Source organism: Actinomadura fulvescens (assembly GCF_039533225.1).
Classification (GTDB): domain Bacteria; phylum Actinomycetota; class Actinomycetes; order Streptosporangiales; family Streptosporangiaceae; genus Spirillospora; species Spirillospora fulvescens.
Genome location: NZ_BAAATD010000004.1, coordinates 1 through 17,850, shown reverse-complemented (window position 1 = coordinate 17,850; position 17,850 = coordinate 1). Strand labels below are relative to the sequence as shown.

Genomic DNA, 17,850 nt, shown 5'->3' with positions numbered 1-17,850 from the left:
CATGAGTCCAAGCCGCAAGCTCAGAGTGGCCACCGTGATCACGCGGTTCAACGGCGGCGCCGGCCAGGTGGCGCTGAACGGCGCCCTCGCCCTGCCGTCCGGAGCCTACGAACGCGCCGTCATCACCGGTGGCGTCGGCATCGACAGCAAGGCCGGCGAGTCCGCCGGCGACGGGCGTGGCGACGGAAAGGTGCTGTACGGGGACGAGGCGGTGGCCAACGCGGCCGCGGGCGACCTCACCCCGCACGCGCACGCGGCCGGGATGGAGATCGTCCAGGTGCGGCCCCTCGTTCCGCAGATCTCGCCGCGCGACGACCTGGCCGCCCTGCGCACGCTCACCCACGTCCTGGCCGAGGGCCGGTACGACGTGGTGCACACCCACAGCGCCAAGGGCGGCGTCATCGGCCGGGTCGCGGCGGCGCGCGCGGGAGTCCCGCGGATCGTGCACACCTGGCACGGCTTCCCCTTCAACGAGTTCCAGTCGTGGGCGCGGCGCCGCGCCTACATCGCCCTGGAACGCGTCGCGGCCAAGCACACCGACGCCTTCCTGGCGATCGGCTCGGAGACCATCACCACCGCCCTGCGCCTCGGCCTGACGACGCCGGAACGGGTACGCCTGTCCTGGCCGGCCGTCGACACCTCCGCCTACGCGACCGTGCCCGGCTCGCGCGCGCAGGCACGCCGCCGCCTCGACCTGCCGCTCGGCGTGAAGGTCGTCGGCTCGGTCGGGCGGCTCACGTTCCAGAAGGGCCCGGAGATCTTCGTCCGGGCGCTGGCCGACCTGCCGGACGACGTGTTCGGGTTGTGGGTCGGCGGCGGGCCGATGGCCGGCGAGCTCGCCGGGCTGACGGCGAAGCTCGGCGTCGGTGACCGGATGCGCTGGCTCGGCCACCGCGACGACGTCGCCGACGTGCTCCCGGCGTTCGACCTCATGGCGATGGCCAGCCGCTGGGAGGGCCTGCCGTGCGTGCTGGTCGAGGCGATCAGCGCGGGCATCCCGCTGATCGCGACCGCCGTGCCGTCCAACCAGGACCTCGTGCTCGCCGGAGAGACGGGCCTGCTCGTACCGCCGCAGGACACCGCGCAGCTGGCCCGGGCGATCGCGCATCTGCTCGACAACCCGGCGACGGCCGCCCGGATGGCCGAACGTGCCCGTGACCGGGTCGGTGACTGGTTCTCGCCGCAGTACCTCGGCGGCGTGCTCGACGACACCTATCGGGGGAGCTCAGAGCGGCCGTACCGGAAGTGATCGGAGAGATGATGCCGCCGACCACCAAGGCTCCGCGGGCCGCACCGCCGGCACCGCCACGGCCGGCCGCGACCGAGACGGCCGCACCCGCGCCGGAGCTGCGGCGGCGCAGGTCGCTAGCCGCGATCGTCACGGTGCTCGGCATCGCGTCGCTGCCGATGCTGATGCCGTTCGGGATGGGCCCGGGGCCGGGCAACACCGGCCTGCCGGACGCCGCGCTGATCGTGGTGACGGTGGTCGTGCTGCTGTGGGCGGGCTCGCGCCGGCAGCCGATTCGCTGGCCGTTCCTCATCCCCACCCTGATGACGATCATCGCGGGCGGCATCGCCTCGATCGCCAACGAGGGCGCCGGCGCGCTGACGCTGGTCAAGGATCTGTTCGTGCTGCTGTGGGCGGTGAGTCTCGCCAACCTCGGCCGCGACCCGGCGCTGCTGCGCGTCGCCATCAGGGCGTGGGTCTGGATCGGCACGCTCTACGCGCTGGTGATGATCTTCGGCTTCGTGATCGGGAACGACACGCTGTCGGGCAAGCAGGTGGACGGCGAACGGGCGATGTTCACGTTCGGCGACGCCAACTACGCCTCGAACTGGTTCATCTGCGTCTTCTTCATCTCGCGCGCGTGCCGGTTCCCCGACAAGAACGCCCACCGGTACGCGGTCTGCGGGATCCTTCTCGTCGCCGAGGTGCTCACCGGCTCCAACGGCGGCGCGCTGGCGCTCGGCTGCGCGATCGTGCTCGGCCATCTCTTCCGGCTGTTCCGGGAGGGCAGGGTGCACCAGGCGCTCGCGACCGGCACGCTCGTCGTGTTCCTCGGCGGCGGCGGCGTGGCCCTGCTCTCGGTGGTCGACGTCCAGCCGCTGCTCGACCGGGCCAGCGCGGCCTCGCCCATCCTGCGCGACTCGATCGGCCGGACCACCGGCGAGAGCACCGAGTCGCGCAGCACGGTCTTCGGCACCACGATTCGGATGCTGGAGGAGCAGCCGCATCCGTGGGGCATCGGCCCGGGTCACACCGAGAAGGCGATGCTCGCGGGCCAGGAGACCTACGTCCGCGAGGCGCACAACGACTACATCGCGGCCGTGCTCGAACGCGGCTTCCTCGGCGGCGCCGCATTGATCGTGCTCGTCTTCGTGCTGCTGCTCACGTGCACGCGCGTCGCCCGGCGCGACGCGCTCACGCCCGCGTACGCGCGCCTGGTGCCGAGGCCGGAGCTCTTCGGCGCGCTGGTCGCGGTGTTCCTGATCTCCGGGCTCTTCTACGAGACCCTGCACTACCGCCATGGCTGGGCGTTCTTCGGGCTGATCGCCGCGCTCGCTCTCTTCGGCCGGAGGAGGGACGCCGCATGACCGGCACGCGGACTCCCCCGGTCGAGGCGCCGGCACGGACGATCACCGGCCGGCTCGTCGGGCTGATGGCGGGGAACATGGCCGGCCGCGTGGGCGCGCTGGCCTCGCTCGGCATCGCGACCGTCATGGTCGCCCGGATCGGCGGGCCGGCCCTGGTCGGCGCGTTCACGCTCGTCCGGATCCTGCCGGGGCTGCTCTGCCATCTGTCCAACGCCGGCCTGCCCGCCGCGGCGCCGTACTTCCTCGCGGGCAAGGAGCACGACCAGTCCCGGGTCCGGCCCACGCTGGCCTGGCTGACCGTCGTGGGGGCGCTGGTCGGCGGGCTGTCCTGGCTGGCCCTGAGCCCGTTGATCTATCTGGGGTTCTTCACGTCGTTCGGCTACTGGGTGGCGCTCGCCGCGACGGTCCCCGCGTTCACCCAGGGTTTCGTCTCGGTCGGCAAGGGACTGCTGCAGGGCACCGACGACCTGCGCGGCGCGAGCCTGGCGATCGCGGTCGAGGAGTTCGTCTTCCTGCCGATCTATCTGGTGATCCTGCTCGGCTGGTACGGCCCGGGCGCGCTGATCACCGGGCTGGTGCTCGCGGACGTGGCCGCGGCCGCCTGGATCGCGGTACGGCTGGCCCGGCGCGGATTCTTCGCCGGATGGGGCCGCCCAGACCTGCGGCTGGCCCGGACCATCTCCGGCTACGGCCTGCGCGGCTACCTCGGCCAGCTCATCGACCTGCTGCAACTGCGCTTCGACATGGCGCTCCTCGGCGCGCTCGCGGGCCCGAAGGTGCTGGGCGTCTACACGGTCGCCAGCAAGTTCGCCGAGCTGGTGCAACTGCCCGGGCTGGCGGTCAACTACGTCCTGTATCCCGACTTCGCCAAGGAGAGCCGGGCGGAGGCCACACGCCGCACCCGCAAGCTCCTCCTCCCCGCGTTCGCCGTGTCCGTGCTGGCGGCGCTGCCGCTGGCGGCCATCGCCGGGACGGCGCTGCCGTGGGTGTTCGGCGACGTCTTCGACGACGCGGTGATGCCCACCTACATCCGGCTCGCGGGCGTCGTCACCTTCGGCGTCACCGGGCTGGTCATGGCGTACCTGTACGGCGTCGGCAGGCCCGGCGCCGCCTCCACCGGGCAGGCGATCGGCCTCGTCGTGGTCGTCGTCTCCGGTGTGTTCCTGATCCCGGCGTTCGAGGCCGAGGGCGCCGCGCTCGCCACCGCGCTCTCCTTCGTCGCCACCACGGCCGCGTTGCTCGCGTGGTTCTTCCATGTCGCGCGCCTCCCCGACAAGAAGGGGTGAAGCATGTCCGCCGAGAAGGAATTCGAGCCCGCCGGCGAGCCCGGACCCCCCGGCAAGCTGGAGAGCCGTTCCATCGACCCGTCGGACGGCATCGCGCCCTCCACGGGCCGCCGGGTCCTCGACATCGCCGGGGCGCTCGCCGGTCTGGTGCTGCTGAGCATCCCGTTGCTCTGCCTCTACCTGCTCGTACGGCTGACCAGCCCCGGCCCCGGCGTCTTCAGGCAGACGCGGGTCGGGCAGGGCGGACGGCCGTTCGTCATGTACAAGTTCCGCACGATGCGGGAGGGCGTCGGCGGGCTGACCGTCACCGCCACCTGCGACCCTCGGCTGACCAGGGTCGGCAAGGTGATGCGGGAATGGTCGCTGGACGAGCTGCCCCAGCTGGTGAACGTGCTGCGCGGGCACATGACGCTGGTCGGCCCGCGGCCCGAGACCTACGACCTGGCCGTGCACTACGACGCGCGCTGCCGCTGGATCTTCGACCACCGGCCGGGGCTCACCGGCGTCTCGGAGGTGCGCTTCCGCGACTTCGACGTGCTCCCGCCGGGTGAGGAGGTCGACCTCGTCAACTACATCGAACGGATCGTCCCGGCCCGGGTCCAGATCGACGCGTGCTATCTCGGCGACCCGTCGATGCGCGCCACGTTCCGGGCGCTCTGGGACACCGTGCGGCACGTGCTCGGCTTCAAGGTCCCGCCGCTTCTGGTGACGGCGGAGGGCGCCGGGACCGGCCGGTCCGCGCAGCCGCGCACGGCCGAGACGCAACCGAGGGAGGAACCCGGCTCGGCCGCCTGACGCTCTCGACTCGGGGAAGGACATCGTCGATGGACATCCGCTTCAAGATCTCGGCCGTGGTCGCCACGTTCGTGCTCGTAGCGGGCTTCCTCGTGTACGTACAGCGCAGCGCGTCCGACCCGTACGAGCCCTATCGCGGGCCGCTCGCCAGCCCGGGCGCGGCCGATGCCACCCCCGGCACGACCCTGCACATCGCGCTCAACACCACGCCGGGCGACTACCCGCGGCTCAGGCGACTCGGCTACGACCTCGCCGACGTCAAGCCCGACGACGGCGGGCTCGCCGCCCTGCCGGCGGGGATGCGGGCGCTGCTGTGGGTCGGCAACTTCCAGTGCGACGCGTTCGAGCTGCCGTACGACGCGTTCACCGCGGCCGTCCGCAAGTACAGCGGCCACCCCAAGGTGTACGGCTGGTATCTGTCGGACGAGCCCGACCCGGGCACCTGCCCCAAGATCGCCGGAGACATCCGCCGCCGCGCCGACTACGTGCGGCGGCATGCCCCCGGGCAGGTCACGTTCATCTCGCTCACCGACTTCCCGATGAAGCCGGTCACGCCGAAGAAGGTCAACGTCGATCTCGTCGGCCTCGATCCCTATCCCTGCAAGGGCGCCGCGACGGCCCGCGCGGAGTGCAACGTCGACGCGATCGACCGCATGGTGCGCATGGCCGACGAGGCGGGCATCCCGCGCCGCGTGATCGTGCCGGTGTTCCAGGCGTTCGGCACTGAATGCTCGAAAGGCCCGCGGAATTACTGGCTTCCGACGGCGGACCAGTTCCGGCAGCTGCTGCGGCGCTGGGACCGGCTCGTTCCGCGTCCGCCGCTCGACATCGCGTACTCGTGGGGCCACCAGGGCGAGTGGGCCTGTCCCACGCTCGCCGACGCCGATGGCCGGAACGGACGCCCGGACCTGCAGACGCTCCTCAAGGAGCACAACGCGAAGTGACCTCACGCCGACAGGCGCGTACGTCAACGGCCGTGCGTCAGCGGCCGTGTGCGTCAGCGGCCGACGGCGGTGCCCGTGTCGTCGCCGCCGAGCGGCGGAAGCTCCAGGTGGCCCAGTTGCAACGCGGCCACTTCGAGCAGCCCGACCACCACGACGAACGCGGCTATCAGCACGCCGATCCGCTTCGGCGTGTTCAGTGAGTCCATCTTCGCGGCCGCGTTCGCCAGCGCGGTCACCAACGCGGCCTTCTTGCGCGCCATCCCCTGACAACTCCCCCCGGAACCGTTCCAGCAGTGGCAAACCTTACCGGGAACGGAGCCGGCGGGGGCGGCCGGGGTGACCTTGGACTCAGGCGAGCAGGCGGCTGGTCAGGTTGGCCGACCGGGCGTTGACGCATACGCCCGTGGCCAGGTCGTAGGCGAAGTTGTGCGCGAGGCAGTGCAGCCGCCCGTTCTGGATGACGGCGCCCACCGACAGGTCCTCACCCGCGTGCGGGCAGTAACGCGGGATGTCGTAGGAATGGCCTGCCGACTCCACCACGATGCGTTCAGACTCGTCGCGCCCCGTCTCGTACGCCTCGACGGCCTGGAGCGCGGGCGCGTTGGCGTGCTTGAGGAGGCCGACCAGGTAGTCGTTGTAGACATCGGGGTCGCGGTAGAGGCTGACCCGGAACGAGATGAGCAGATCCTCCCAGGCGAGCGCGCCCCTGAGAACGCCGTCCACCCAGCGGCCCGCCGTGGTGATCCGGTAGTGCGGCCGGGTGCTCCGGCGGGCCTCGCGGACCGTGAGCCCGTCCGGTGCGAAGTCGACGTCCCAGACACCGCCGTTCGGCCCGGTGATCTCGAAGCGGACCACCATGCCGATGTGGCGCACGAAGTAGTCGCTGAGGCCGCCCAGGTAGGTGAAGTGGGCGGCGAAGCGGTCGAACAGCCCGGCGTCGGGCTCGGGGTGCTCGGCGAGGACCCGGTCGAGGTGCGCGGCGCGGTCGGCGGCGTAGCGGGCGAGGTAGTCTGGCCGCGCGGCGTCGTCGAAGGCGAACCCGGCCGAGGTCGGATCGAGCGTGATCTCACCGGTGTCCAGGTCGATGGCGTCGCCCGGCTTGAAGTACTCCCAGCGCTGGGCCGGCAGGTGTTCGCGCAGCCATCGGGTGGCGACCGACGCGTCGCAGAACGCGCCGCCGTCCTGGTCGAGCACCCAGTTGAGATGCTCGACCTCCTCGCCGAGGAAGCAGGGCGGTCCGGCGAACGGCACCGCGAGTTCGGGCGCGGTCTGCCGGACGAGCCGCTGGGCGGCGCGGAGCTTGGCCATGCGCTTGTCCATGGAGATTTTGGCCATCTCCTCCGGCGGATACTCATAGCAGATCGGATGCCACGAGGCGCCCGCGGTCTGCAGGGCCATGATGTCGAGCCGCCCGCCGGCCTGGTGTTTGGCGCGGCGGGCCTGCGCCGCGGTCAGCCGGGCGTCGTTGCAGTGCAGGATGGCACGGCCGTCGACCACCACCAGAAATGCGGCATCATGACACATCGGAGACAACTCAGGAATCGTGGTGATCCAGGATCCGTGATTGTCGAGCGGGAATTTCTCCCAGGCCGGTATCTCGATTACCTGACGGCCCGCCGCGGCCTCCCGTATGCGTTCCCGGAAGGCAGGACCGGGATACCCCGGAATGAGGATTCTGGTCCGTTCGGGAAGGCGCGCGATGACCCAGGGGTCGAAATGATCTAGGTGTTCGTGCGACACGGCGATCCAGTCGGCGTCGAGCACCGCGGGAACGTCGAGATGATCGTTTCTCGGGTACTGGTGCCATGCGCCGAGGAAGGCGCCCGTTGGAGCGAGCCAGGGATCGGCGAGCAGGCGGAACGTGCTCCCGGTGACCGCCAGCCCGGCGTGTCCGAGAAAAGTGACCATCGGCATAGCAAGACTGTCGCCCCCGGGCATGGTGTTCGCACCCGCCGGAATGCGCAAGGTCGCTACGCCGTAGGTATGAAAGAAATGGCGGAAGCGAAACTGACAAACCTGGCTCGGACGCCCCGACAAAGAGGAGGGTTTACCCCAACTCGACCATGTCCACTTCCGGTCACAGCTTGGTCGGTTGCGGTCAATTGTCTGGACAGAGATGGCATTTCAGGTGACGGTCATCCTGGTGCTGGTATTAGGGACGGGGGGTCCTCCATGAACGACGGGCAGTCTCGGTCCTCGCCGACGGACACGCCCGAATACGCCGCGACGTTCACTGAGGTGAGCCCACGGGAACCCGAGCCTGGAGACTCGGCCCTGTGGAGGCGGCGGCTACGGCACGACATCAGGCACGAACTCGGAACGATCATCATGCTCGCGTCGGCGGTGGTGGTCGCCGACGACATCGGCCCCGGCAGCCGCGAGCGCATCGAGCAGCTGCTCGGCGAGACCCGGTGGCTCGACCATCTGATCCGCCAGCTCGACGAGGACAACGACGACGACATCACCACCCAGCCGATGGTCTGCCCGGAACGCATCCGGGTGGACGACCTCACCGCCGAGGTCGTCACGGGCATGCGCCTCGCCACCTCGCACGCGCTGGACTTCGAGGGCACCGAGGCCTGGGCGCACATGGACCCGGTGGCGCTCTGGCGGGCGCTTCGCAACGTTCTCGACAACGCCTGCCGGGTCGCCGCGGGCCGGGTCGACGTCCGTGTCAGCGTCGACCAGGGCTGGGTCACCATCCAGGTCGACGACGACGGCCCGGGATTCGGCGCGGGCGCGGGAGGGCTGGCCTCGCTGGGGCTGGGCATCGTGCACGACCTCGTCTCCGGCTACGGGGGGAGCCTGGAGATCCGCACCTGTGAGCTGGGCGGGGCGCGCGTGCGCCTGCTGTTGCCCTCAGCCCCGCCTGTCGACGACTGGCGGCCTCATCCGTGAGGGTCATCGTCTGTGACGACCACGCGGTGTTCGCCGACTCGTTGTCACTGGTCCTCGCCGACGCGGGGCACGTCGTCGTCGGGGTGGCCTACTCCCCCGGCGACCTGCTCCCCGTGCTGCGCGGCAGGCGGGCCGACGTCTGCCTGATCGATCTGCACTTCCCCGGCGGCACGGTGCTGGAATGGATGCCGCGGCTGCGCGCCGCCGCGCCCGAGACGATGTTCGTGGTGCTGACCGGTTACCTGGAGCAGGAGGTCCTGGACGCCGGTCTCGCCGCGGGCGTCCGCGGGTTCACGCACAAGGGCCAGCAGGCCGGCGACATCCTGACCGTGCTGCGGCGGGTCGCCGGCGGTGAAGTGGTGATCGACCAGGGCACCCGCCGGGACGCCCCGGACGTCCGGCCGCGCAGCCAGGCACAGAAGGTCGCGCAGTTCCTCACCCCTCGTGAACGGGAGGTCCTCACCCGGCTCGCCCGCGGCGAGTCCACGCAGGCGCTCGCCAAGGCGATGGGCGTCACCCGCAGCACCGCGCGCAGCCACGTGCAGAGCGTGCTGAGCAAGCTCGGCGTGCACTCGCAGCGCGAGGCCGTCATCGAGGCCGCGCGGCACGGGCTGGTGAGCGTGGAGACCGGCGAATGGCTGGTCGGCTGATCCGACGTCTGGGAGATCGGGGGAGTTGCCCGCCCGCCACGACCGAATCCGGACGTGGAGGGCACGGCCGGGACGCGTTAACTTCCGCATAGGAAGAGGAGGTCTTCATGCCTCAACGGCGAGGCGCGCTGCCCATCTCCGACGCCGAGATCCTCAACTGCCCCGACACCTACGCGCGAGGCGTGCCGTACGACTGCCTCGACCGCCTGCGCGGCAGGACGCCGGTGGTGTGGCTGGACGGGCGCTTCGGGAACGAGCCGGGATCGTGGGCGGTGCTGAGGTATGCCGACGTGCGCCGCGCGCTGTCCCGGCCCGAGCTGTTCTCTCCCATTCCGCTGGAAACGGTGCACGGGCCGGTCACGGGTGGTCCGGAGTCCGAGCACGGGACCGCCGCCGACATGACGATCGACCTGGACCCGCCCGCCCGGGCCCTGCTGAGCCGGATAGGGCGCGAGAGCATCGACCTCATCACGGACGTCCTCCACGAGATGCCGGAAACGTTGCGCAACACCATGGCCGGTGGCGCGTACGCGTTGCTCCGCCATCCCGAGGAGTACGCACGGCTGCGTGCGGGCCGCGGCGACGAGGCGTTCGTCGACAGCGCGGTCGAGGAGATGTTGCGCTGGTGGACTCCGGTGCCGCAGGTCCGGCGGCTCGTCCGGCGCGACACGACGATGGGCGGCGTGCCGCTGCGGGCCGGGGAGCAGCTGGCGCTGTGGCTGACCGCGGCCAACCACGACGACGAGGTCTTCGCCCATCCGGGACGCTTCCTTCCCGAACGGTTCATGACCGGGAGCGAGCGGCATCTGAGCTTCGGCCACGGCACGCGAGCCTGCCTCGGCGGCCACCTCGCGCGCGTGCACCTGCGGGCGATGGTCGCCGCGATCCTCGAACGCCCCGGCCGCCTGGAACTCGCCGGCGAGCCAGTCCGGCTCCGTTCGACCACCCGGCACGGGTTCGAGAGGCTGCCGCTGCGCTGGTCGTCCGGCTGATCGTCCGGCGTCCGCTTCCGGCCACCTGATCCCCGCGCGGCGTACGAGACGTACCTCACATCACAGGGCGCACAACGAGATCAGGCGCCCTCTGTGACAGGACCCGGACGTCCCGATGACGTTCTGGCGACATCCCGCCCATAGGTTGGTGACCGTTCGCCGCACGTTCGCTGGAACTCTCCTGAACGCCGGCTGAGTTCTTGATGTCAGCCGGCGTCGATCAGCCGAGCGGTGCGCCCGGCCGTCGGGGACGGGGTCGGATCGGACGAGGAGTGCGGGTTTTGGGACTGACGAGCGGGGGGCTGCTCGGGCTGCTCTCCTTGATCACCATCGCCTGCCTGGCGGGCACGGTCCGGGCCTGGCCGAGGCTGGCGGACGCGGGGCTCAGGACCACGGCGATGCGGGCGGGGCTGCTGGCCGCCGGGCAGCTGATGATCATCCTGACGCTGCTGGTCGGGGTGAACGGCTACTACCTCTTCTACGGCACCTGGAGCGACCTGATCGGCGCGGCGGGCGGTGACGCCCAGGTGCGGCAGCACCCGCCGGCGGGCTCCGGCGCGGACGCCGCCGCCGCCACCCGGGTGGTCAGGACGGTGCAGGCCAAGCTCGGCCCGCGCGACGGCGCCAAGCCCGGCCGGGACGGGCAGGTGCAGCACCTGGAGATACACGGCGTGCGGAGCGGCGTCCGCACCGAGGCGTACGTCTACCTGCCGCCGGAGTACTTCCAGCCAGAGCACGCGACGAAGCGTTTCCCGGTCGCGCTCTTCATCGCCGGCTATCCCTCCCGCGACCGGCTCACCTGGATCGAGAAGGGCCGCCTTCCGGAGGAGGTCGTGCGGCAGCGGGCGGCGGGCCGGATCCAGCCGATGATCTACGTGATGATGCGGCCGACGGTCGAACCGGGCTGGGACACCGAGTGCGCGGACGTGCCGGGCGGCCCCAAGGTCGAGACGTTCTTCGCCCAGGACGTGCCCGAGGCGATCTCCGACACCTACCGCGCGGCGCGGTCCCGCCAAGGCTGGGGCGTCGCGGGCTACTCCGCGGGCGGATACTGCGCCGTCAAGCTGGCGATGCTGCACTCCGACCGGTTCACCGCCGCGGCCAGCCTGGCCGGGCACTTCCGCGCGATCCTCGACACCACGACACGGCAGCTCTATGACCGCAGCAAGCAGCTGCGGCAGGACAACGACCTGCTCTGGCGCCTGCGCAACCTGCCCCAGCCGCCGGTCTCCGTCCTGGTGGCCTCGGCCGCCATCGGCGAGAAGACCTATCCGCAGGCGACGGCGTTCATGCGGACGGCGCGCCCGCCGCTGCTGGTCGACAAGGTGCTGCTGCCCACCGGCGGCCACAACTTCAAGACGTTCCGCAAGTACATCCCGCCGACCATCGAATGGCTGAGCGCACGGCTGCGAGGAGAAGCCCGGTGATCTCGCTGGAGCCCACGGGCGCGGGACTGATCCTCCCGGTGTGCCTGCTGGCCGCGTCCGCCTGCGTGCTGGCGGTGCGGCGGTGGCCACGGCTCACCCGGGGCGGCGTGCGGCCGCTGCTGGCCCGCACCGGCCTGCTGCTGACCTGCCAGGTGCTGCTGACGGCGGCGATCGTGCTGATCTCCAACCGGTACTTCGTCTTCTACGCCACCTGGAAGGACCTGCTCGGCGGCGACCGGGTGAACGTGCACGTCGAGCGGGTGCAGCAGAGCAGGGGCGAGGCGGACCCGGCGTCGCTCGTACGGCGGACCACGACCGGCCTCGGGCCGGCGCGCCGTGACCGGCCGCACGATCCGGCCAAGGACGGCCAGGTCGACCGCCTGGAGATCACGGGTGCGCGCAGCGGCCTGCGCGGCGAGGCGTACGTCCACCTCCCGCCGGAGTACTTCAAGCCGGAGTACGCGGCCCGGCGGCTGCCGGTCACGATCTTCATGTCCGGCGCGCCGTCCGACGACCGGCTGGCCTGGATCGACCAGGCCCGGCTGCCCCGCGGCGGCGCCGCGGCCCCGATGGTCTCCGTGATGATCCGTTCACCGGAGGGCCTCTCCCCGGCGAAGCGGCCGCCCGCCGGGTCTGAACGGCCGACCGCTTGCCTAGACGTACCGGGACAGCGTGGAGGCCGCGCCGAGACCTTCTTCGCCCAGGATCTACCCGTGGCGCTCAGCGACACCTATCGGCTGCCCCAGACACGCCAGGGATGGGGAATCGCCGGATTCGGCGCGAGCGGCCAGTGCGCGGCCCGGCTGGCCATGCTGCGTTCCGACCGCTTCGCCGCGGCTGCGAGCGTCTCTGGGGTGTTCATGCCCGCGCAGGGCCCGTACTACGGCGGCAGCAAGGCCTACCAGCAGGACAACGATCTGTTGTGGCGGCTCAAGAACCTGCCCGCGCCACCGATCTCGTTCCTCGCCGCGGCGGGCAAGGCCGATCCGAGGACGGCACAGCAGGCCGCCCAGTTCGTGAAGCTCGCCCGCCCTCCCATGACGGCCGAGCAGCGGGTACTCGCGGTCACCCCGGAGACCCTCAGGGGCTGGCGCGACCACGTTCACCAGGTGACGGACTGGATGGCCCGCCATCTGCGGGCCGAGTAGTGAGACGAACGGCGAAACGGGCAGCGAATCCGATTCGGTGTACGCCTTCGGGAGTATGCGAGAACGCGCCCCTGAGCCGACGCCGCGCCGGGGATCGTTGGCCTAGCGTGCAGGAATGAGCACCTCGCCGTCCCACCGCCCGCACTGGCCGAGGCCCGCCGAATGGCCGGTCTGGGTCGTGCCGCTGCTGATCCTGCCGATCCAGATCGTCGGCTCGTTCGGCGCGCAGCGGGGGCAGAAGGCGGAGCGGCACGGCCCGGCCTGGTGGCAGGACAGACCCAGCCCTGGAGGGGGCGGCGGCGGCACGGGAGCCGCGGACGCGGCTCGCGACATCACGCTCCTGGACGAGCTGGGGATCATGCTGCTGATCGCCGGGCCCGTGCTGCTGTTGCTCCGCCGCCGTTACCCGCGGGAGACGCTCGTCGCGGTCGGGGCCATCACGGCGTTCTACGGGCTGCGCGGCTACACCCCCGGGCCGGTCTACCTGTCGTTGTGCGTGGCGATGGTCGGGGCGGTCGTGGCAGGGCACCGGCTGCTGGCGTGGGCGGGCACGTTCGGGACGCTCGCGGGGATGCTGGCCGTCCTCTGGCTGTTCGACGGGAAGGGCGACCCGGTGGACGCGGCCACGCCCAACCTGGTCGACTCGACGATGGTGGTCGGCTGGGCGCTGGTGGTGCTCACCGGTGCCGAGCTGGTCCGGATGCGGAGTACCCAGCTGGCCGAACGGGCCCGGACGCGGGCGGAGGAGGCCCGGCGCCAGGCCAGCGAGGAACGGCTGCGGATGGCCCGCGAGCTGCACGACGTCCTCGCCCACAACATCTCGATGATCAACGTGCAGGCCGGGGTCGCGCTGCATCTGATGGACGACGACCCGCAGCAGGCCAGGACCGCGCTGGCGGCGATCAAGGAGGCCAGCAAGGAGGCGCTCACCGAGATGCGCTCGGTGATCGGCGCGCTGCGGGCCGAGGGCGAGAGCGCGCCGCGCTCCCCCACCGCCGGGCTGTCGCGGCTGGAGGAACTGCTCGACCGGGCCCGCAACGCCGGGCTGCCGGTGACGGCCAAGACCGAGGGCGACCCGCGTCCGCTGCCCGCCGGGGCCGATCTGGCGGCGTACCGGATCGTGCAGGAGTCGCTCACCAACGTCAGCCGCCATGCCGGTTCCGGACCGGTGACGGCCGAGGTCCGGATCGCCTACGGTGAGCACGAGATCTCCGTACAGGTCGACGACGACGGGCGAGGCGTCTCCTTGCTGGACGACCACGCGGGCACCGGCAGCGGCATCCGCGGCATGCGCGAGCGGGCCACGGCGCTGGGCGGTTCGTTCACCGCCGGGCCCCGGCCGGGCGGCGGGTTCCGCGTGCGAGCGACGCTGCCGACCACGGACGAGCCCGAGAGGGAAGCACAATGATCAAGGTCCTGCTGGCCGACGACCAGATCCTCGTCCGCGCCGGGTTCCGGGCGCTGCTGGACGCCCAGGCCGACATCGAGGTGGTCGGGGAGGCGAGCGACGGCGAGGAGGCCGTGGCGCAGGCCCGCCGGCTGCGCCCGGACGTGATCCTCATGGACATCCGGATGCCGGGCCTGGACGGGCTCAGCGCGACCCGGCAGATCGCCGCCGACGAACGCCTGAACGGCGTGCGCATCGTCATCCTCACCACGTTCGAGCTGGACGAGTACGTCTTCGAGGCCCTGCGCGGCGGCGCCGGCGGGTTCCTGGTCAAGGACACCGAGCCGGTCGAGCTGATCCACGCCGTCCGGGCCGTCGCGGCGGGCGACGCGCTGCTGTCGCCCAGCGTCACCAGGCGGCTGATCTCCGAGTTCGCCACCCGTGCCAAGGAACCGGCGCCGTCGCCGCGGCTCAACGCGCTCACCGAGCGCGAACGCGAGGTCATGACCCTCGTCGGCGAGGGGCTGACCAACGAGGAGATCGCGGCCCGGCTGGTGGTCAGTCCCGCGACCGCCAAGACCCACGTCAGCAGGACGATGGTGAAGCTCGGCGCCCGGGACCGGGCGCAGCTGGTCGTCTTCGCCTACGAGTCCGGGCTCGTCAAGCCGGGCTGGCTGTCCTGAAACTCTCACCCTGCGCGCAAATGCCGTGACTCTGCGAGAATTTGCTGTCACGGACGGCAAGGCCATGACAGGGTGGTATCCGAACATCGGCCGACGGCAGCGAGAGGAGGAGCTCGGTGCCGCACAACACGAAGGTCCTCGCGGTCGACGACCGTGAGGAGAACCTTGTGGCGCTCACCGCCGTACTCGATTCGTTGCCCGTCACCGTGGTTCCCGCCACTTCGGGCCACGAGGCCCTGCGGGAACTGCTGCGGGACGACTTCGCGCTGATCCTGCTGGACGTCGTGATGCCCGACATGGACGGGTTCGAGACGGCCGGGCACATCAAGGGCAGGGCCCGGACCCGCGAGGTCCCGATCATCTTTCTCACCGCCGCCGGCTCGGGCGGCGACCAGGCGTTCCGCGGCTACGAGGCGGGCGCCGTCGACTACCTCACCAAACCGTTCGACCCGTGGCTGCTGCGCGCCAAGGTGTCGGTCTTCGTCGAGCTGCACCAGCGCAACCTGCAGCTGCACCGGCAGGCCGCGGCACTGCGCCACGCCATCGCCGAGGACACCGGCCTGCCGTCCTGCGAGGAACTACTCAAGATCCTCCACCAGCGGATCGCGCTGATGGAGGACGATCTGGCACGGGTGCGCGCCGAGACGCCGCCGGATGTGCCCAGCGACTCGCTCGACCGGCTGGAGGAGCACGCGGCCGAGCTCCGCGGCACCCTCGACGCCCTCACGGCCGGCACCTGAACGGCCTCTGATCCCCGGAGCCCCTCCCGCGATGCGAGCTCGGGCGTTGATTGATCATTACTGTGCGTAGCGGGTTTTGGGACGTCCTCAATCCAGCCTATTGACGTTCCATCGAACATCTCCGCAGGTCAGCGGCTCAAGATCGTTATCGACCGGTGTTGTTTTCGGTTTTGCGCAAGTAAGTACTTGGAGGTAACTTCGCTCCAGATCGTCACGTAAGTGACGGGAGTCACCTGTGTCCGTTTCGGACGTTCCTCCCCTGGAGTGCACATGAGCAAGACCCCCGAGGCCCCCCTCGGCCGGGTGCGCTGGAAACGGCTCGCGGCGATCACCGCGCCCGCCGCCCTCGGCGCCGGCGCACTGATCTTCATGACCGCGCAGGGCACGATCGCCTCGTCCTTCGCCGTCTCCGGCAGCAGCTTCAAGGTCAAGGCCGACTCGCTCGACGGGACCGGGTTCGTGCAGTACGGCGGCGTCGACCACGAGAGCAACGGCACCAAGCACCCCGTGCAGGTCTCGGGCATCAAGAACGCCACCATCCGCAACATGTGCCAGTCGGTGAAGGTCGGCCCGTTCACCCTGCGGCTGACCGCGGGCACCGGCAAGACCCCGGTCACCGCCAGGAACCTGACGTTGGACGTGGCCCAGCTGGACGCCGACGCGGTGTTCGAGAACATCGAGATCGGCCGCGACGCCAGCACGCTGGACAAGGGCCCGGGCAAGGGCGCCGCCGGCATGTTCGGCCAGCAGGCCGACGAGATCCACCTGACGAACGTCCGGCAGACCGCCTGGGCGACCACCGCCGGCACGTTCAGGCTGGCCGACCTGTCCATGAAGCTCGGCGACGAGTGCTTCTGAGAGCCCTGAGAAATTCATGACCAACGCTGAACCGCACGGGTTCCGCCGGTGGAGGCGGACACGTCCCTTCTGGGGGGGCGTGTTCGCCGTCCTCGGCGGCATCGAGCTCATCGCGATCCCGCTGGCGCCCATGCCGGTGACCATCCACCAGGGCATGGCCGGCGTCGCCAGCTGGCTGATCGGCGCGCTTCTCATCGCGGCCGGTGTGCTGCTGTGGTTCCAGCCCGCCCAGCGCAGCTTCTTCGGCATCCTGATCGTCCTGCTGTCGCTGGCGTCGTTCCTCACGTCCAACTTCGGCGGCTTCCTGCTCGGCCTGCTGCTCGGCCTCGCCGGCGGCGCGATGGGGTTCGCCTGGTCGCCGCTCCCGTCCAGGCGGGATGACGAGGAGACCGACCGGACGACGGTCCACGGCTACATCCTCGACCCGAAGCCGGGTTTCCCGGCCGATACCGTCCCGCAGCCGCAGGCACCGGCACCGGCACCGGCACCGGCACCGGCGAACGTCCAGCCGCAGCCGAATGGCGGACGTGGGGCCCACGCGGCTCCGCGCAACCGGAGGCTGATGGCGTTCGCCGCTCCCGCGCTCCTGCCCGCCGTGCTCGGCGTGCAGTTCCTCAACCCGGCCCCATCGCCGCAGGCCACTCCGGAGCCTGCCGCGAGCCCCTCGGCGTCCCCCTCGCCGACCCCGTCCACCACCCAGACCCCGGCCTCTGGAGTCCCCGCTCCCGGCACGTCCGCCACCCCCGGCGCGCCCACCAGCCCCGAGGCGTCCGCCAGCCCCGAGCCCTCCGCGGGCAAGCCCGAGGAGTGCCCGGAGATCCCGGCCGACACCTCCGGCCTCTCGCAGAGCGAGGCGGGCAAGCTGCTCCGGGATCTCAAGGGCGCCGCGGACCCCCAGGCCTGTTTGAAAGCCGGCAAGGCCAAGCCGGCCGCCAGCGGCTTCCAGACGTACACCGACCCGTCCACGCTCCGCGCGAGCTCGCTGACCATGTCCGGGTTGAGCTATGACGGCGTCGCCGAGCTGGGCACCCGGAGCGGCACCGTACGCGCGCTGAAGTTCAGCATGAGCAAGGCGGTGCTCAAGAACGTCGACCAGACGGCCGCCAGGACCACGATCAGGACCCCGAGCCTCACGCTGAACGGCGGCGTCGTGATGTACACGACCAAGATGTCGTCCAAGCTGCTGGGCATCCCGCTGACCTTCACCCCCGACCAGCCGCCGCCACTGACGCTGCCCTTCATGGTCATGACGGACGTGGTCTCGGAGCAGGCCACGGTACGGGCCGGCGGCGCGGAGATCGACGCCCTCGCCATCCGGGCCTAGGGCGTGTCTCGAAGTCGGCGCCCGTAGCGAGCGGCGTCCAGGTGCGTGCATCGCGGGGGCGGAGGAGGGAGTCGGCCCGGGTTTGGCCGTCGACTGACGACAACTCCGCGAGGTGCGTGCCTG

17 protein-coding genes are annotated in these 17,850 nt (G+C 71.1%); 15 read left to right on the top strand and 2 right to left on the bottom strand.

What is annotated here, in order from left to right:
* Position 1: 1 nt before the first annotated feature.
* The 5 genes from ABD333_RS15810 to ABD333_RS15790 are packed head-to-tail and all read left to right on the top strand — an operon-like array spanning position 2 to position 5,620.
* Positions 2-1,249, top strand: coding sequence for a glycosyltransferase (locus tag ABD333_RS15810; RefSeq protein ID WP_344541618.1), 1,248 nt, complete (start codon positions 2-4; stop codon positions 1,247-1,249).
* Positions 1,246-2,595: an O-antigen ligase family protein gene (locus ABD333_RS15805; protein ID WP_344541616.1), complete on the top strand. Its 1,350-nt coding sequence runs from the start codon at positions 1,246-1,248 to the stop codon at positions 2,593-2,595. Before ABD333_RS15810 ends, ABD333_RS15805 begins: the two co-directional genes overlap by 4 nt.
* The gene (locus ABD333_RS15800; RefSeq protein ID WP_344541614.1) at positions 2,592-3,881 is read left to right on the top strand and encodes an oligosaccharide flippase family protein; all 1,290 of its coding nucleotides are present in this window, start codon (positions 2,592-2,594) and stop codon (positions 3,879-3,881) included. The genes ABD333_RS15805 and ABD333_RS15800 overlap by 4 nt, the downstream gene beginning before the upstream one ends.
* Before the next feature lie 3 nt (positions 3,882-3,884).
* The gene (locus tag ABD333_RS15795; RefSeq protein WP_344541612.1) at positions 3,885-4,676 is read left to right on the top strand and encodes a sugar transferase; all 792 of its coding nucleotides are present in this window, start codon (positions 3,885-3,887) and stop codon (positions 4,674-4,676) included.
* A gap of 29 nt (positions 4,677-4,705) precedes the next feature.
* Positions 4,706-5,620: an alpha-amylase family protein gene (locus ABD333_RS15790; protein ID WP_344541610.1), complete on the top strand. Its 915-nt coding sequence runs from the start codon at positions 4,706-4,708 to the stop codon at positions 5,618-5,620.
* Positions 5,621-5,673: 53 nt separating this feature from the next.
* Here ABD333_RS15790 and ABD333_RS15785 read toward each other — a convergent pair whose 3' ends face one another.
* Entirely contained in the window at positions 5,674-5,880 is a 207-nt protein-coding gene (locus ABD333_RS15785; RefSeq protein WP_344541608.1) for a hypothetical protein, read from the bottom strand.
* An 88-nt stretch (positions 5,881-5,968) separates the two neighbouring features.
* A complete protein-coding gene (locus ABD333_RS15780) occupies positions 5,969-7,534 on the bottom strand; it encodes an MBL fold metallo-hydrolase (RefSeq protein WP_344541606.1) in 1,566 nt (521 codons plus the stop codon).
* 324 nt (positions 7,535-7,858) lie between these two features.
* Between ABD333_RS15780 and ABD333_RS47830 the strand changes: the two genes are divergently transcribed.
* The 10 genes from ABD333_RS47830 (at position 7,859) to ABD333_RS15730 (ending at position 17,727) form a co-directional block, all read left to right on the top strand.
* Entirely contained in the window at positions 7,859-8,518 is a 660-nt protein-coding gene (locus ABD333_RS47830) for a sensor histidine kinase (protein WP_344541604.1), read from the top strand.
* Positions 8,515-9,168: a LuxR C-terminal-related transcriptional regulator gene (locus ABD333_RS15770; RefSeq protein ID WP_344541603.1), complete on the top strand. Its 654-nt coding sequence runs from the start codon at positions 8,515-8,517 to the stop codon at positions 9,166-9,168. The genes ABD333_RS47830 and ABD333_RS15770 overlap by 4 nt, the downstream gene beginning before the upstream one ends.
* A gap of 107 nt (positions 9,169-9,275) precedes the next feature.
* A complete protein-coding gene (locus tag ABD333_RS15765) occupies positions 9,276-10,160 on the top strand; it encodes a cytochrome P450 (RefSeq protein WP_344541602.1) in 885 nt (294 codons plus the stop codon).
* Between the two features lie 281 nt (positions 10,161-10,441).
* Entirely contained in the window at positions 10,442-11,587 is a 1,146-nt protein-coding gene (locus tag ABD333_RS15760) for an alpha/beta hydrolase (RefSeq protein ID WP_344541601.1), read from the top strand.
* Positions 11,584-12,735: an alpha/beta hydrolase gene (locus tag ABD333_RS15755; protein ID WP_344541600.1), complete on the top strand. Its 1,152-nt coding sequence runs from the start codon at positions 11,584-11,586 to the stop codon at positions 12,733-12,735. The genes ABD333_RS15760 and ABD333_RS15755 overlap by 4 nt, the downstream gene beginning before the upstream one ends.
* Positions 12,736-12,850: 115 nt before the next feature.
* Complete coding sequence (locus ABD333_RS15750) at positions 12,851-14,143, top strand: sensor histidine kinase (RefSeq protein ID WP_344541599.1); 1,293 nt, start codon at positions 12,851-12,853, stop codon at positions 14,141-14,143.
* Entirely contained in the window at positions 14,140-14,805 is a 666-nt protein-coding gene (locus ABD333_RS15745; protein WP_344541598.1) for a response regulator, read from the top strand. Before ABD333_RS15750 ends, ABD333_RS15745 begins: the two co-directional genes overlap by 4 nt.
* Positions 14,806-14,921: 116 nt before the next feature.
* A complete protein-coding gene (locus tag ABD333_RS15740; RefSeq protein WP_344541597.1) occupies positions 14,922-15,545 on the top strand; it encodes a response regulator in 624 nt (207 codons plus the stop codon).
* A gap of 270 nt (positions 15,546-15,815) precedes the next feature.
* The gene (locus ABD333_RS15735; protein WP_344541596.1) at positions 15,816-16,403 is read left to right on the top strand and encodes a DUF6230 family protein; all 588 of its coding nucleotides are present in this window, start codon (positions 15,816-15,818) and stop codon (positions 16,401-16,403) included.
* 16 nt (positions 16,404-16,419) lie between these two features.
* Positions 16,420-17,727, top strand: a complete 1,308-nt coding sequence (locus ABD333_RS15730; protein ID WP_344541595.1) for a DUF6114 domain-containing protein — start codon at positions 16,420-16,422, stop codon at positions 17,725-17,727.
* The last annotated feature ends 123 nt before the right edge of the window (positions 17,728-17,850 follow it).

Excerpts from the sequence above, each read along its gene's own strand:
- ABD333_RS15810 (WP_344541618.1), top strand. The coding sequence starts at position 2 with ATGAGTCCAAGCCGCAAGCTCAGAGTGGCCACCGTGATCACGCGGTTC.
- ABD333_RS15800 (WP_344541614.1), top strand. The coding sequence starts at position 2,592 with ATGACCGGCACGCGGACTCCCCCGGTCGAGGCGCCGGCACGGACGATC.
- ABD333_RS15795 (WP_344541612.1), top strand. The coding sequence starts at position 3,885 with ATGTCCGCCGAGAAGGAATTCGAGCCCGCCGGCGAGCCCGGACCCCCC.
- ABD333_RS15790 (WP_344541610.1), top strand. The coding sequence starts at position 4,706 with ATGGACATCCGCTTCAAGATCTCGGCCGTGGTCGCCACGTTCGTGCTC.
- ABD333_RS15785 (WP_344541608.1), bottom strand. The coding sequence starts at position 5,880 with ATGGCGCGCAAGAAGGCCGCGTTGGTGACCGCGCTGGCGAACGCGGCC.
- ABD333_RS15780 (WP_344541606.1), bottom strand. The coding sequence starts at position 7,534 with ATGCCGATGGTCACTTTTCTCGGACACGCCGGGCTGGCGGTCACCGGG.
- ABD333_RS15765 (WP_344541602.1), top strand. The coding sequence starts at position 9,276 with ATGCCTCAACGGCGAGGCGCGCTGCCCATCTCCGACGCCGAGATCCTC.
- ABD333_RS15750 (WP_344541599.1), top strand. The coding sequence starts at position 12,851 with ATGAGCACCTCGCCGTCCCACCGCCCGCACTGGCCGAGGCCCGCCGAA.
- ABD333_RS15745 (WP_344541598.1), top strand. The coding sequence starts at position 14,140 with ATGATCAAGGTCCTGCTGGCCGACGACCAGATCCTCGTCCGCGCCGGG.
- ABD333_RS15735 (WP_344541596.1), top strand. The coding sequence starts at position 15,816 with ATGAGCAAGACCCCCGAGGCCCCCCTCGGCCGGGTGCGCTGGAAACGG.
- ABD333_RS15730 (WP_344541595.1), top strand. The coding sequence starts at position 16,420 with ATGACCAACGCTGAACCGCACGGGTTCCGCCGGTGGAGGCGGACACGT.